14 protein-coding genes are annotated in these 14940 nt (G+C 74.4%); 8 read left to right on the top strand and 6 right to left on the bottom strand.

What is annotated here, in order from left to right; genetic code table 11:
* Positions 1–2 precede the first annotated feature (2 nt).
* Positions 3–851, top strand: a complete 849-nt coding sequence (locus MVA48_RS01260) for a DUF3159 domain-containing protein (RefSeq protein WP_246984863.1) — start codon at positions 3–5, stop codon at positions 849–851.
* On the opposite strand, the gene MVA48_RS01265 is transcribed toward MVA48_RS01260, so the two are convergent.
* On the bottom strand, positions 848–1525 hold the full coding sequence (locus MVA48_RS01265; protein ID WP_246984865.1) for a potassium channel family protein: 678 nt from the start codon (positions 1523–1525) through the stop codon (positions 848–850). The two genes, MVA48_RS01260 and MVA48_RS01265, sit on opposite strands and share 4 nt — an antisense overlap.
* On the bottom strand, positions 1525–2193 hold the full coding sequence (locus tag MVA48_RS01270; protein WP_246984867.1) for a potassium channel family protein: 669 nt from the start codon (positions 2191–2193) through the stop codon (positions 1525–1527). Before MVA48_RS01270 ends, MVA48_RS01265 begins: the two co-directional genes overlap by 1 nt.
* 170 nt (positions 2194–2363) lie before the next feature.
* Between MVA48_RS01270 and MVA48_RS01275 the strand changes: the two genes are divergently transcribed.
* The 7 genes from MVA48_RS01275 to MVA48_RS01305 all read left to right on the top strand — a co-directional run bounded on the left by MVA48_RS01275 (position 2364) and on the right by MVA48_RS01305 (position 9432).
* Positions 2364–4388: an APC family permease gene (locus MVA48_RS01275; protein WP_246984870.1), complete on the top strand. Its 2025-nt coding sequence runs from the start codon at positions 2364–2366 to the stop codon at positions 4386–4388.
* Complete coding sequence (locus tag MVA48_RS01280) at positions 4381–5691, top strand: class I SAM-dependent RNA methyltransferase (protein ID WP_246984872.1); 1311 nt, start codon at positions 4381–4383, stop codon at positions 5689–5691. Before MVA48_RS01275 ends, MVA48_RS01280 begins: the two co-directional genes overlap by 8 nt.
* A 38-nt stretch (positions 5692–5729) precedes the next feature.
* Positions 5730–6263 (top strand): hypothetical protein, encoded by a 534-nt coding sequence (locus MVA48_RS01285; protein ID WP_246984873.1) that lies wholly within the window; start codon positions 5730–5732, stop codon positions 6261–6263.
* Positions 6264–6288: 25 nt separating this feature from the next.
* Positions 6289–6519, top strand: coding sequence for a DUF4177 domain-containing protein (locus MVA48_RS01290; RefSeq protein WP_246984875.1), 231 nt, complete (start codon positions 6289–6291; stop codon positions 6517–6519).
* A gap of 191 nt (positions 6520–6710) precedes the next feature.
* Complete coding sequence (locus MVA48_RS01295) at positions 6711–7079, top strand: hypothetical protein (protein WP_246984877.1); 369 nt, start codon at positions 6711–6713, stop codon at positions 7077–7079.
* Positions 7080–7216: 137 nt separating this feature from the next.
* The gene (gene dxs / locus MVA48_RS01300; protein ID WP_246984879.1) at positions 7217–9133 is read left to right on the top strand and encodes a 1-deoxy-D-xylulose-5-phosphate synthase; all 1917 of its coding nucleotides are present in this window, start codon (positions 7217–7219) and stop codon (positions 9131–9133) included.
* Between the two features lie 20 nt (positions 9134–9153).
* Positions 9154–9432, top strand: coding sequence for a thiamine-binding protein (locus tag MVA48_RS01305; RefSeq protein WP_246984882.1), 279 nt, complete (start codon positions 9154–9156; stop codon positions 9430–9432).
* Positions 9433–9604: 172 nt separating this feature from the next.
* On the opposite strand, the gene MVA48_RS01310 is transcribed toward MVA48_RS01305, so the two are convergent.
* The 4 genes from MVA48_RS01310 to MVA48_RS01325 form a co-directional block, all read right to left on the bottom strand.
* Entirely contained in the window at positions 9605–11686 is a 2082-nt protein-coding gene (locus MVA48_RS01310; RefSeq protein ID WP_246984886.1) for a 3-hydroxyacyl-CoA dehydrogenase NAD-binding domain-containing protein, read from the bottom strand.
* Positions 11683–12900 (bottom strand): thiolase family protein, encoded by a 1218-nt coding sequence (locus MVA48_RS01315; protein ID WP_246984889.1) that lies wholly within the window; start codon positions 12898–12900, stop codon positions 11683–11685. Before MVA48_RS01315 ends, MVA48_RS01310 begins: the two co-directional genes overlap by 4 nt.
* A gap of 114 nt (positions 12901–13014) precedes the next feature.
* Complete coding sequence (locus MVA48_RS01320; protein ID WP_246984892.1) at positions 13015–13278, bottom strand: hypothetical protein; 264 nt, start codon at positions 13276–13278, stop codon at positions 13015–13017.
* Positions 13266–14924 (bottom strand): hypothetical protein, encoded by a 1659-nt coding sequence (locus MVA48_RS01325; protein ID WP_246984894.1) that lies wholly within the window; start codon positions 14922–14924, stop codon positions 13266–13268. Before MVA48_RS01325 ends, MVA48_RS01320 begins: the two co-directional genes overlap by 13 nt.
* Positions 14925–14940 lie beyond the last annotated feature (16 nt).

The following is a 14940-nucleotide window of genomic DNA, read 5'->3' on the forward strand; positions in this document are numbered from 1 at the left end:
ACATGGACAGGATCCGGGGGGACGAGCCGGCCACTGGCGTACCGGGGGAGCCGGAGCTGGCCGCGGCCGCGGAGCCGGCCGACGTCGAGCAGCCCGAGGCCGACGGGGCCACGCCGTTGTTCGACCGCCACCTCGTGCTCGAGCAGCTGGGTGGCTGGCGCGGCATGGTCGACGCCGCGCTGCCCACGATCGCCTTCATCGTGGCCAACTCCCAGGGTGGGCTGCGGGTCGGCATCTACGCCGCGCTGAGCGCCGCGGTGCTGGTCTTCCTGCTCCGCCTGGTGCGGCGGCAGAGCGTCCAGCAGGCGGTGAGCGGGCTGTTCGCGGTCGGCATCGCGGTCGCGATCGCCGCGGCCTCCGGCCAGGCCCGGGACTTCTTCGTGCTCGGCATCGTCCGCAACGCGGCGATCGGGCTGGTGGTGCTGGCGTCCATCGCCTTCCGCCGTCCCCTGGTCGGCGTCGTCGCCGAGTTCCTCGCGCCCAGCCATCTGGGGTCGATGGCGTCGGCGTCGCTGCCGGGCCTGCGCAAGCGGATCGACAGCGTGCGCGCGCACCTGCACCACGAGCGGCCGCCGGCACCGGCCCGCGGCGAGCCGGACCCGGAGCCGGAGCTGCACTGGCGCGAGGACCCCCGCATGATGCGGGCCTACACCTGGCTGACGGTCATGTGGGGCGGGGTGTTCCTGCTGCGCGCGGCCGTGCAGGCGCCCTTCTACTACGCCGACGAGGTCGAGTGGCTGGGCACGGTGTCGCTGCTGCTCGGCCTGCCGGTGACGGCGATCGAGGTCGTGGTGACCCTCTGGGTGGTCTCCCGGCTGCACCGCCACCGGTGCGCCGGGGCCCGGGGTTAGGACCGCCCGGCCGCGTTCTCCGGCGCCAGCACCGCCTGCAGCTGGTCCTCGACCTCGGCGTGCGTGACGAACAGCAGTTCGTCGCCCGCCTCGAGCGGCTCGTCGGGCGTCGGGGTGATGACCCGGTCGCCGCGCAGGACCGCGGTCAGCACCGTCTCACGGGGCAGCGGCACCTCGCGCAGCGGCTTGCCCACCCACGGCGTCTCCTCGGAGAGGGTGATCTCGACCAGGTTGGCCGCGCCCTTCCGGAAGCTCATCAGCCGGACGACGTCGCCGACGGTCACCGCCTCCTCGACCAGCGCCGCGATCACGCGCGGCGTCGAGACGGCGACGTCCACGCCCCAGGCCTCGGTGTAGAGCCACTCGTTGCGCGGGTCCTTCACCCGCGCGACCACGCGGTCGACCGCGAACTCGGTCTTGGCCAGCAGCGAGACGACGAGGTTGGCCTTGTCGTCACCGGTGGCGGCGACGACGACGTCGCAGGTGGCCAGCTGCGCCTCCTCGAGGGAGCTGACCTCGCAGGCGTCGGCCTGCACCCATTCCGCGCCGGGCACGGCGCGCGTGCGGACCTTGCGGGGATCCTTCTCGATGAGCATGACCGTGTGGCCGTTGCCCAGCAGCTCCCCGGCGATGGACCGGCCGACGGCGCCGGCGCCGACGATCGCGACTCTCATCAGCGACGGCCTCCCTGGTACCCCTGCTCGACGACCGTGTGCACGCGCGAGGTGACCTCGTCGGTCACGGCGACGGTGAGCTGGTCGCCGTCCTGCAGCACCGTCGACCCCGTGGGCAGCTGGGCGTCGCCGAACCGGACCAGCCAGGCGACACGGGCGCCGGAGGCGGTCTCGAGCTCGGCCACCTTCCGCCCGACCCAGCCCTCGGTCACGGTGACCCGCATCAGCAGCACCTTGCCGGTGGGCTCCCGCCACAGCTCGCTGACCTTCACCGACAGCAGCTCGCGCAGCAACCGGTTCACCGTCCAGGGCACGGTGGCGACGCTGGGGATGCCCATCCGCTCGTAGACCTCGGCGCGCTTGGAGTCGTAGATGCGCGCGACGACATGCTGGACGCCGAACGTCTCCCGGGCCACGCGGGCGCTGATGATGTTCGAGTTGTCACCGCTGCTGACCGCGGCGAAGGCGCCGGCGGAGTCGATGCCGGCGTCGAGCAGGGTCTGCCGGTCGAAGCCGAGCCCGGTCACCTGGCGGCCGGAGAAGTCCGGGCCGAGGCGGCGGAAGGCATCGGGGTCCTGATCGATCACCGCGACGCTGTGCCCGACCTCCTCGAGCCGGCGGGCGATGGCGGAGCCGACGCGTCCGCAGCCCATCACGACCACGTGCACGACCGACTCCCGTGTCCCTCCGCGCCGGCGCCGTCCGCCGTGCGCACCCGGGCGCGAAGCTACACCCGCCAGGACAGCGGCCGGACGTGGCGCAGGACACATCCCTCTCAGGGGCGGGGCGCGGCGTCCGCGGCGGCGGCGGGCGGCCCCGCGTCCGTACGATCGCCGCCGTGTCACGCCCGTCCGGCCTCGGGCAGCTCCCGAAGCGTCTCGTCCTCGGCCGAGCCATGCGCAGCGACCGGCTCGGCGAGTCGCTGCTGCCCAAGCGGCTCGCGCTGCCCATCTTCGCCAGTGACCCGCTGTCCTCGGTCGCCTACGCGACCCAGGAGATCCTGATCATCCTGACGCTGGCCGGGACGGCGGTGCTGTTCCTGACCCCGTGGCTGGCGGCGGCCGTCGTGGTCCTGCTGATCGTGGTGGTGGCGTCCTACCGCCAGGTCGTGCGCGCCTACCCGTCCGGCGGTGGCGACTACGAGGTCGCGATGAAGAACCACGGCCGGTTCTGGGCCCTCGTCGTGGCCAGCGCGCTGCTCGTGGACTACGTGCTGACCGTCGCGGTGTCGGTGTCGGCCGGCACGGACAACATCATCTCCGCCTTCCCGCAGCTCAACGAGCACCGGATGACGATCGCGATCGGCCTGATCCTGCTGCTGGCCGCCGTCAACCTGCGCGGCGTCCGCGAGTCCGGCCGGGCGTTCGCGGCGCCGACCTACCTGTTCATCGGCTCGATCGTCGTCATGATCGTCACCGGGCTGGTCCGGCACTTCCTCGGCGACGGGATCACCGCCGAGAGCGCCGGCTACGGCATCACCCCGGAGCCGGGGTACGCGGAGCTGACCGCCGTCGGGCTGGTGCTGCTGGCGATGCGGGCGTTCGCCTCCGGGTGCACCGCGCTCACCGGCGTCGAGGCCATCGCCAACGGCGTCCCGGCCTTCAAGCCGCCCAAGAGCCGCAACGCGGCCACCACCCTCGCCCTCATGGGCGCGATCGCCGTGACCATGTTCTCCGGGGTCACGGCGCTGGCCATCTTCTCGGGCGTCCGGTACACCGAGTTCCCCTGCGACCTGGTCGGCTTCACCGGCTGCGAGACCGATCCGCAGCGCACGGTGATCGCGCAGGTGGCCGCGGCCACCTTCGGCGACGCCACGGCCGGCTTCTACGTGGTGCAGGCCGCCACGGCGCTCGTCCTGATCCTCGCGGCCAACACCGCCTTCAACGGCTTCCCGCTGCTGGGCAACGTCCTGGCGCAGGACAGCTTCATGCCGCGCCAGCTGCGCACCCGCGGGGACAGGCTCGTCTACAGCAACGGCATCCTGCTGCTCGCCGGCTTCGCCGGCCTGCTGATCGTCGCCTTCGACGCCTCGGTGAGCCGGCTGATCCAGCTCTACATCCTGGGCGTCTTCACCAGCTTCTCCATCGGCCAGTGGGGCATGGTGCGGCACTGGAACCGCGAGCTGCGGCAGGAGCCCGACCCGGGCGCGCGGCGCCGGATGCGGCGGTCCCAGGTCATCAACTTCGTGGGCGGCACGCTGACCACCGTCGTCCTCGCGATCATCGTGCTCACCAAGTTCACACACGGCGCGTGGCTGGTCCTGGTCTCGATGCCGGTGCTGATCCTGCTCATGCGGGGGATCCACACGCACTACTCGCACGTCTCCGACCAGCTGGCCCCCGACACCGACGCCCGCACGCTGCCCAGCAAGGTGCACGCCGTCGTCCTGGTCTCCAAGGTCCACAAGCCGACGCTGCGGGCCCTGGCGTTCGCGCGTGCCACCCGGCCCGACGAGCTGACCGCGCTCACCGTCAACGTCGACGACGCCGAGACGCGCGCGCTGCAGGCCGACTGGGAGCGGTACGACGTCCCGGTGCCGCTGACCGTGGTCGAGTCCCCTTACCGGGAGATCACCCGGCCGGTCGTCGACTTCGTGAAGGGCATCCGCCGGGCCAGCCCGCGCGAGCTGGTCGTCGTCTTCGTCCCCCAGTACGTCGTCGGCCACTGGTGGGAGAACGTGCTGCACAACCAGAGCGCACTGCGGCTGCGGGCCCGGCTGCAGTTCCAGCCCGGCGTCATGATCACCACCGTGCCGTGGCAGCTCGAGAGCTCGATCGGGCGGGAGGACGGCGACGCGGCGCGTCCGGCACCCGGGGACCTGCGCCGCGGCCTGGTCGAGGACGAGGACACCCCGTATGGCTGAAGGACCGGCCGTCCCCCCACGCCTCGCAGGCTCGGCGCGGGCCCCTGGAGGCCGGCCGAAGGGCGGCCTGGGATGGGTCGGCTCGGAGTTCGAGGTCATCGTGGGTTCGGTGGCGCACGGCGGGCATTGCGTCGCCCGGCACGAGGGGCGGGTCGTCTTCGTGCGGCACAGCCTGCCGGGCGAGCGGGTCCGGGTGCGGGTGACCGAGGACCGGCACGCGGCGTTCTGCCGGGCCGACGCGATCGAGGTGCTCGAGGCCTCGCCCGACCGGGTCGAGCGCCCGTGCCCGTACAGCGGGCCGGGGCGCTGCGGCGGGTGCGACTGGCAGCACGTGACCCCGGCCGCTCAGCGGGACCTGAAGGCCGCCGTCGTGCGCGAGCAGCTGTCCCGCCTGGCCGGCCTGGACGTCGCCGTGACCGTGGAGGAGCTGCCCGGGGGGCCGCTGCGCTGGCGGTCGCGGGCCCGGTTCGCCGTCGACCGCTCCGGAGAGCCCGGGCTGCGCAAGCACCGCTCGCACGACGTCGTCCTCCTGGACGACTGCCCGATCACCACGGAGTCGGCCGCGCTGGCGGTGCTGCGGCAGCACTGGCCGGGCGCCGGGGCGGTCGACGTCTCGGTGGACTCCACGGGCGCGGTCACCACCACCCGGCTGGACCGCCGCGGCCACCCCACGTCGAGCCGGGTCGTCCGGCCGGGCGGCGACCTGCCGACGGAGCCGACCGGCCGGGCAGCGCGCCGCGCGGGTGGCCGGGACTGGGAGGTCGAGGGCACCGGTTTCTGGCAGGTGCACCCCGCCGCGGCCGACGCCCTGGTCGCCGCCGTGGGGGAGCTCGCCGCGGTGCGGCCGGGGGAGACCGTGCTCGACCTGTACGCCGGTGTGGGTCTGTTCGGGGGTGCGCTCGCCCCGGCGGCCGGCCTCGAGGGCAGGGTCGTGTGCGTGGAGGCGGACGAGGCCGCCTGCGCCGCCGCCGACGCCAACCTCGCCGGCCTGCCGCAGGCCGAGGTCTGGCAGGGCGAGGTGGACGCCGAGGGGCTGGGCGAGCTGCTCGCCGAGCTGGGCACCGCCCCCGACGTGATCGTGCTCGACCCGCCGCGCGCCGGGGCGGGGCCCGCGGTCAGCCGGCTGCTGGCCGGGACCGGTGCGCGGGCGATCGTCTACGTCGCCTGCGATCCGGCGTCCCTGGCCCGGGACGTCGCCGCGTTCGGCGACGCCGGCTACCGCCTCGAGGGCATCCGCGGCTTCGACGCGTTCCCGATGACCGCCCACGTCGAGTGCGTCGCGCTCCTGGTCGCGGCGTCCTGAACCACCCGCGTACGCCGCGCGAGGCGTAGCGTTCCGGCATGGCCCGCGGGGGTGTCATCGTCGGCGTGATCGCGCTGCTCGGCCTGGGCGGCTACGCCGCGCTCCCCGACCGGGGGCCGGAGTACCTGGGTGACATGCCGTCGATCCTCGAGCAGGCCGAGGCGGCGCCGGCGATGCCGACGGAGTTCGTCCCGCCGCCGCTCCCGCCGCCTCCCGAGCCGGTCGAGGGTCCCTCGCCGGTCGCCGTCGAGGCGCCGCCGCCGATCCCGGCGCCACCCGCCGCCGAGCGCAACCCGGCCCCGGTCACCGACGCGCCGTCGGACTTCACCCCGGGCGCCGGTGACCGCGGCGCGAACGGCCCCGGCGCGGGCCTCCTGGACTTCCTCGACGACCCCATCGACGGCGCCCTTGTCTGCGTCGGCGTCGACACGATCTTCCGGCCGGGCGTCGGCCTCGTCGACTGCCTCACGGGCGAGGTCCTCGAGCCCGTGGAGCCGCCGGACCCGTGCGCGGTCCTCCCGCTGCCGGTGGGGTGCCCGGACCCCGAGCTCCCGGAGCTGCCGGTGGGCTGACCGGCCCACCCGCTACCGTCGGGGCGTGGCCACGTGGGAATACGCCTCCGTCATCACCGCGAACGACGCCGAGTCCCAGCGCGCCGGAGTGAGCGTCAAGCTCCCCGGCGGGGAGTCCGAGCGCCAGAAGGGCGACACGAGCTCGGTCCTCAACCGCCTCGGCGCGGAGGGCTGGGAGCTGGTCAGCTACCACTCGAGCGGCGCGGGTACCTGGGGCTTCGAGCAGTTCTGGCTCAAGCGGCAGACCGCCGGCTGATCGGCGCTCACTCGCGGACGACCTCGTCGAGCACGACGATCCCGGTCCGCCCGGCGGAGCAGAAGCCGCCGCACGACGCGAAGCAGCTGTCCGGGGGTCGTCCGCCGGCCGACGCGGCACACCGGAGCCGCCCTCGAACACGCGTGCGATCCGGTGTCGTGTTCCGGGAGCCCGGGGGCGACACTGGGCGGGTGGACGGGGCGGTGCCGCCGGGGTGGCCGGAGGAGGTGCGCCCGCCGGGCGCCCCCGACTGGGAGCGGACGGCGGTCGCCTGGCTCTACGACCTCGTGCCCTCCGACTACCGGTCGCACGAGGTGCTCCGGCGCTATCCCGTGCTGCTGGCCCGCTTCGCGGCAGACCACGTGGCCGCCGGGTTGGAGGCGGCCCGCAAGGGCTGGCGGACGGTGCGGATCGACCTCGCCGACGACCTGCCCGCCGATGCCATCGAGGCGGCGATGGTCGCCTACGAGCGGGAGGGGGCGAGGCTCGCGGCGGCCGCCCGCGGGGTCGAGGTGGTGGCCGGAGCGCTGCGCGGTGAGCGCTGGGTGCCCCGGCTCTGAGCGGCTGTGACCTGCATCCACCCACGTCGCTCGGCCGGAAGTCCCTGCGATGCGCGGCTACAGTTGATCGGCGGCCGCCCGCCGGGAGAACACCGCCAGCCGTGCAGCTGCCGCCGATCGAGAGGAACCTCCGAGCCGTGCCGCACCTGCGATCGATCCGGGATCCCGCTGATGTCAGGGCCCTCAGATCCGAAGAACTGCCCGCCCTCGCGGCGGAGATCCGCGACACGCTGGTCACCAGCGTCGCCAAGACCGGCGGGCACCTCGGCCCGAACCTGGGGTGCGTCGAGCTGACCATCGCGCTGCACCGGGTCTTCGACTCGCCCCGCGAGCCGATCATCTTCGACACCGGCCACCAGTCCTACGTGCACAAGATGCTCACCGGCCGCGTCGAGGGCTTCGAGCGGCTGCGCCAGCGGGGCGGCCTGTCGGGGTATCCGAGCCGGGCGGAGAGCGAGCACGACTGGGTCGAGAACAGCCACGCGTCCACCGCGCTGTCCTACGCCGACGGGCTGGCCAAGGCCCACGCCGTGCGCGGCGACTCCCGGCCGGTGGTGGCCGTGGTCGGCGACGGCGCCCTGACCGGAGGCATGGCCTGGGAGGCGCTGAACAACATCGCCGGGGCCCAGGACCGCCCGGTGATCATCGTCGTCAACGACAACGGCCGCTCCTACTCACCGACGATCGGCGGGGTGGCCGACGCCCTGGCCACCCTGCGTCTGCGGCCGGGCTACGAGGACGCGCTCAAGGCCGTCCGGCAGGCGCTGCACCGTGCGCCCGTCGTCGGGACGGCGCTGTACGACGCGCTGCACGCGATCAAGAAGGGCCTCAAGGACGTCCTGTCGCCGCAGGGCATGTTCGAGGACCTCGGCCTCAAGTACGTCGGTCCGGTCGACGGCCACGACATCGAGGTCATGGAGTCCGCGTTGCGCCGTGCCCGCTCGTTCGGGGGGCCGGTCATCGTGCACGCCGTCACCACCAAGGGCTTCGGCTATCCGCCCGCCGAGACCGACCAGATCGACGCCTGGCACGCCACCGGGGTGTTCGACCCCGACAGCGGAGCGGTCACCGTCGCCGCCCGCGACTGGACGACGGCCTTCTCCGACGAGCTGGTGCGCATCGGCACCGAGCGGTCCGACGTCGTGGCGATCACGGCCGCGATGCTGCACCCGACCGGGCTGGCCGCGTTCGCCGAGCGCTTCCCGGAGCGGACCTTCGACGTGGGCATCGCCGAGCAGCACGCCCTCACCTCCGCCGCCGGCCTGGCCATGGGGGGCCTGCACCCGGTCGTCGCTGTCTACTCCACGTTCCTCAACCGGGCGTTCGACCAGCTGCTCATGGACGTCGCGCTGCACCGGCAGCCGGTCACCGTCGTCCTCGACCGGGCGGGCGTCACCGGAACGGACGGCGCCTCGCACAACGGCATGTGGGACATGTCGATCCTCTCCGTCGTTCCGGGCGTCCGGGTCGCGGCGCCCCGGGACGAGGCGACCCTGCGGGAGGCGCTGCGCGAGGCGGTCGCGGTCACCGACGGGCCCACGGTGGTCCGCTTCCCGAAGGGGGCGCCGCCGGTCGACATCCCGGCGCTGGAGCGTCGGGGGCCGGTCGACGTGCTGCGCCGCGGGGAGCGGCGTGACGTCCTGCTGGTCGCGGTGGGTGCGATGGTGCCGGTCTGCCTGGCGGTGGCCGAGCGGGCCGCCGACCACGGCATCGACGTCACGGTGGTCGATCCGCGGTGGGTGCTGCCGGTGGCCGACGAGCTGGTGGACCTCGCGGCCGGGCACCGGCTCGTGGTCACCGTCGAGGACGGCGGACGGGCCGGCGGCGTCGGGACCACGCTCACCCAGGCGCTGCAGGACCGGCAGATCGACGTCCCGGTCCGGGCGGTGGGCCTGCCGCAGCGGTTCTTCGACCACGGCAGCCGCGGTCAGGTGCTCGCCGACGCGGGGCTGACCGAGCAGGACATCGCCCGGCGGATCGCCGAGTGGACCGCCGTCCTCGCCGAGCGCGCGGAGGTCGCCGTCCCGGCTCCTGTCGACGGAGCGCAGCACTGACGGAACCGCGGGACGAGTGGGTGATCGCCGAGATCCAGGTCGCGCCGTCGCCGCCCGGCACCGACGAGAACCCGCACGCCCACGTCGAGGCGGCGATCGGCGCCATCGCGGCCTCCGGGCTGACCTACGAGGTCGGCGCGCTCGGCACCACCCTCGAGGGGCCGGCCGACCGGGTGTGGGACACCCTGCGCGCCGCACACGAGGCGATGCTGCTCGCCGGCGCGGACGGCGGTCTGTCCCATGTCAAGGTCGCCTCGGTGAACCGCAGCATCGACAGCCTCACCCGCAAGTTCCGGTAGGAGGCCTGAGGCCGGTGCGATGCCGGCCGGGCGTCGCCCTCGCCGTACGGGCAGATCCACGCCGTGCAGCGCGGGACAGTGCCGATACGGCGAAGGTCGTGGGACGGAACGGGCGACGGCCCGGGTCCTCCGCGCTGAGGAACCCGGGCCGCCGGTCTCTGGCGGCGCCTCGTCAGGGCAGCGACGCCACGCCCTTCGGCAGGAACCGGGACCCGGTGACCGCCTCGGAGACCCCGGTGCGGTCGAGGTGCGCGGAGATGCCGCCCAGCCAGAACGGCCATCCGGCGCCGAGCAGCATGCACAGGTCGATGTCCTGCACGGCCGCGACGACGCCCTCGTCCAGCATCAGCCGGATCTCCTCGGCCAGTGCCTTCTCGGCCCGGTCGCGCACCTGCGCCTCGGACAGCGGTGCGTCGCCCGAGTCGATGCCCTCGAGGTCGGGGTCGACGACGCCGGGTTCCGAGTAGACCGAGGACTTGCCGAGCTCGACCATGCGGCGCAGCCCCTCGCCGACGGCGAACCGGTCGGGGAACGCCTCGTGCATCCGCTCGGCCACGTGCAGCGCCACCGGTGGGCCGACGAGCGTGAGCAGCTCGAACGGCGTCATCGGCAGGCCCAGCGGGTCCAGGGCCCGGTCGGCCACCGCGACCGGGGTGCCCTGCTCCACGGCGGAGGTGATCTCGCCCAGGAAGCGGGTGAGCAGCCGGTTCACCACGAACGCCGGGGCGTCGGCGACGAGCACGCAGGACTTCTTCAGCGCCTTGCCGACGGCGAACGCGGTGGCGAGCGTCGCGTCGTCGGTCCGTCCGGCGCGCACGACCTCGAGCAGCGGGAGCACCGCCACCGGGTTGAAGAAGTGCAACCCGACGACCCGCTCCGGGTGCTCGAGCTTCGAGGCCATCTCGGTCACCGACAGCGCCGAGGTGTTGGTCGCCAGCACGCACTCGGGCGACACGACCGCCTCGACCTCGGCGAACACCTGCTGCTTGACCGACATCTCCTCGAACACCGCCTCGACGACGAGGTCGGCGTCGGCGAAGACGTCCTTGGACAGCGAGCCGGTGACCAGGCCCTTGAGCCGGTTGAGCGCGTCGGCCGACAGCCGGCCGCGGGCGGCGAGCTTGTCCAGCTCGCCGTGCACGTAGCCCACGCCCTTGTCGACGCGGGACTGGTCGATGTCGGTCAGGACGACGGGCACCTCGAGCCGGCGCACGAACAGCAGCGCCAGCTGCGACGCCATCAGCCCGGCCCCGACGACGCCGACCTTGCCGACCTTCCGCGCCAGCGACTTGTCCGGCGCACCGGCCGGCCGCTTGGCCCGCTTGTTGACCAGGTCGAACGAGTACAGCGAGGCCCGCAGCGGGTCGCTCATCAGCAGGTCGGTCAGGGCGTCGTCCTCGGCCGCGGTGCCCGCGGTGAAGGCGCCCCCGTCGGCGCCGGCCCGGGCGAGGTCGAGCAGCTCCACGGCCCGGACGGCGCCGGGGGAGGCGTTGCGCGTCCGCGCGGCGACGATCTGCCGGGCGCGGGCGATGGCGTCGTCCCACCCGCCGCGGTCGACCTCGGGACGGGAGACGGTCACCTCGCCGGTGAGCACGCCCACGGCCCACTCGAGCGACCGCTCGAGGAAGTCCGCGGGCTCCAGCACGGCGTCGGCGATGCCGAGCCTCGCGGCCTCGGGTGCCGGCAGCATCCTGTTCTGCGCCAGGGCGTTCTCGACGATCACGGTGACCGCGGGGTCGATGCCGATCAGGTTCGGCAGCAGCTGCGTGCCGCCCCAGCCGGGCACCAGGCCGAGGAAGACCTCGGGGAAGGCGACCGTCGCGGTGGTCGCGATCGTCCGGTGCCCGCAGTGCAGCGCCAGCTCGAGCCCGCCGCCCAGCGCGACGCCGTTGACGAACGCGAAGGTCGGCACCGGGGCGTCCTTGAGCCGGCGGAACACGCGGTGGCCGGCCTCGGCGATCTCCCGGGCCTGCGCGGCGTCGGTGATCGACGGGACGCCGGAGAGGTCCGCGCCGACGGCGAAGATGAACGGCTTGCCGGTCACGCCGATCGCGACGGGGGCGGGGGAGTGCGCCGCGATCTCGTCCAGAGCCGCGTCCAGGGAGGCGATGCCGCCCGGGCCGAACGTCGAGGGACGCGTGTGGTCGTGCCCGTTGTCGAGCGTGATCAGGGCGAACTCGCCCGACAGCCCGGGCAGGGTCAGGTAGCGGACGTGCGCCGTCGTGACGACCTCGTCCTCGAAGACAGCGGTCACTTCGCGGCCCCTTCCCAGTTCGGGTTCTCCCAGATCACGCTGGCGCCCATGCCGAGGCCCACGCACATCGCGGTGAGGCCGTAGCGGACGTCGGGCCGCTCGGCGAACTGTCGCGACAGCTGGGTCATGAGCCGGACGCCGGAGGACGCCAGCGGGTGGCCGACGGCGATGGCGCCGCCCCACGGGTTGACCCGCTCGTCGCCGTCGGCGATGCCGAAGTGGTCGAGGAAGGCCAGCACCTGGACGGCGAAGGCCTCGTTCAGCTCGAACAGGCCGATGTCCTCGATCGACAGGCCGGTGCGGGCCAGCGCCTTCTCGGTGGACGGCACCGGCCCGATGCCCATGACCTCGGGCTCGACGCCGGCGAAGCCGTAGCCGACCAGCCGCATGCCCACGTCCAGCCCGAGTTCGCGCGCCACGTCCTCGGCCGCGAGCAGGCAGCCGGTGGCGCCGTCGTTGAGCCCGGCCGCGTTGCCCGCGGTCACGTGCCCGTGCGGGCGGAACGGCGTCTTCAGCGAGGCCAGCCCGTCGAGCGTCGTGTTCGGCCGCGGCGGCTCGTCGGCGGTGGCCACGCCCCACCCGTGCTCGGCCGAGCGGGTGGCCATGGTCACCAGCTCCGGGCCGATCTGCCCGTTGGCCACGGCCTTCGCGTACTTCTGCTGGCTGGCCAGGGCGAACGCGTCGCAGCGCTCCTTGGTCAGGTGCGGGAAGCGGTCATGCAGGTTCTCCGCGGTCGAGCCCATGACCAGCGCCGACGGATCGACCAGCTTCTCGCTGATGATCCTCGGGTTCGGGTCCACGCCCTCGCCCATCGGGTGGCGGCCCATGTGCTCCACGCCGCCGGCGATCGCGACGTCGTACGCGCCGAACGCGATGCCGCTGGCGGTGGTGGTCACCGCGGTCATGGCACCGGCGCACATGCGGTCGATCGCGTAGCCCGGCACCGACTTCGGCAGCCCGGCGAGCAGCGCCGCGGTGCGGCCGATGGTCAGGCCCTGGTCGCCGATCTGCGTCGTGGCGGCGATCGCCACCTCGTCCACGCGGTCGGCCGGCAGGGCCGGGTTGCGGCGCAGCAGCTCGCGGATGACCCGGACGACGAGGTCGTCGGCGCGGGTCTCGGCGTAGATGCCCGCAGGGCCGGCCTTGCCGAAGGGGGTGCGCACGCCGTCGACGAAGACGACAGCTCGCCCTCCATGGCGCAACGAGCGGGACATGGGACCTCCGCAGCTGTTCGGGACCGCACCGGGCACGGCGCGGCCCCCACAAGTTACCCGTCGGTAACCAGGTCGCCAAGCGGGCGGCACCTCCGGCGGGTCATCCCGTGCCGCTCAGTCGTCGCGGTCCACGATCTGGCCGAAGATCGCGACCCGTCCCAGGCTGATCCCGCCGGTCGTGACGGCCTCCACGGCCTCGGTCCCGGCCGGCAGCGGGACGACGACGACGCCGTCCTCCGCCGGGTGCTCGGAGAGGAACCGGCGGTCGAAGTCGTAGGTGCGGACCAGCGCGACGTCGGTCGGGCCGACCACCACCAGGTTGGTGCGCATCGGTGCGCCGACGGTGTCGGCGACCACGTCGCAGATCAGGGCCAGCACGCGCCGCTCCGCCGGGGGCCGGCCGGGAGCACCGCGCGGCCGCAGTCCGCGCCCTGCACGGGCCCGTCGCCCGGTGCGGGCAGCAGCCAGTGGCTCTCCAGGATCACCGCGCCGCTGGGCACCGTCACGGTGACGACGGCGGCCTGACCCGAGCCCTCTGCCGGCACGCTGCCCACCCACTGCGCGGCCACCTCGACGTCCTCCCGGGGCAGCCCGACCTCCCTCAGGACGCGCTCGGCGGCGTACTCGGCGGCCTGCCGGCCCGTGGCGTCGGGCGTTCCGCGCGGATAGTCGATGGCCACCTCCCCCCACGTGCCGTCGAGCACGGTCATCGACCACGAACTCATCGGCTCGCCGTCGGGACCTCCGTTCCTGGCGCGGAACGCCAGGGCACCGCCGAACGGCAGCCCGCGCTCGGTCAGGCGGACGACGGCGATGCCCTCGTCGGTCCGGACCGGCCGGAACTCGCGCGAGATGCTGCCGTCGGCGGCGATCTCGGGTCGCTCGGAGACCTCGACGACGTCGTCCTGGGCGGCGACCACGACCAGCAGCCCGGCGTCGGGATCGAGCAGGGCCGAGGGCCAGCCCGCCTCCAGGGTGGTCGGCTCCGTCGCCGGCCGCATCTGGTCGGCCGACGCCCCCGACGGCCCGGTCAGCCAGACCGCAGCCATCGTCCCGTGGGTCGAGCCGCCACCCCAGGGCTGCGCGGGGATCACGACGGGCCGGCCGACGAGGAACGCCCATCGCCCGGACGGCACGTCGCCGGCGAACACCACGTGCCGGCCGTCGACCGGGCTGTCCACGGCGTCGGGGGACGCGGTGGCCGGGTCCAGCCAGGGAACGGCGCGCAGCGCCTCGAGGAAGGCCTCGTCGGCGGCGAGCGAGCCGCGGGTGGGCCGGTCGAAGACGTCCTGGCGGGTGGTGATCCCGCCGGTGCCGGCGACCGGCCCGCGGTCGGGAGCGGACCCGCCGGCGGCCCGGGGTCCTCCCTCCGTGGCGGAGGCGCCGAGCGCGACGGGCACGGCCGTGACGACGGCGACGGCCGCGACCGCGACGGCCACCGCCCGCCGCACCCGGCGGTGGACGGCCGCGTCACGGACCAGCCACCAGCCGAGCGAGGCGCCGTCCCCGGGTGGCCCGGCCGCGTCGGCGAGTGCGCGGAGCCGGCGCCGCAGCTGCTGCTCGGCGGACTCGAGCGGGCTGGGGACGGCGATCTCGGCCGCCAGGCGGGTCAGGCCGGCCGCCGTCCACCTGCGGGCGGTGGCGTCCGGAACCCCCATGACGCTCGCCGCCTCCGCGTCGTGCAGGCCCTCGGAGCAGCGCAGGACGACGGCGGCGCGGAGGTGTCCGGGCAGGGCGAGGAGGGCCCGCAGCACCTCGTCGCTCCCCGGTCCGAGCCGGCCGGGCCTGCTCCAGCGCGTCGGCAACCGGCTGGCCACGGTCCTGACGAGGGTGTGGCGGGCGACGTCGGCGGGGGCGTCCCGTCGGGTTCCCCGCTGCCAGGAGCGGTGGGTCCGCAGCAGCGCCCTGCGCACGAGGCGGTCGGCGGCCCGGCGGTCGCCGGTGAGCAGGAAGGCCAGCCGCAGCAGGGCGGGCTGCTCCGCGGCGACGAACCCGGCGAAGCGATGCTCCGCGTCGTCGTCCATGTCCGCTCCCGTGCCG

Source organism: Blastococcus sp. PRF04-17 (genome assembly GCF_023016265.1).
In the GTDB taxonomy this organism is placed as follows: domain Bacteria; phylum Actinomycetota; class Actinomycetes; order Mycobacteriales; family Geodermatophilaceae; genus Blastococcus_B.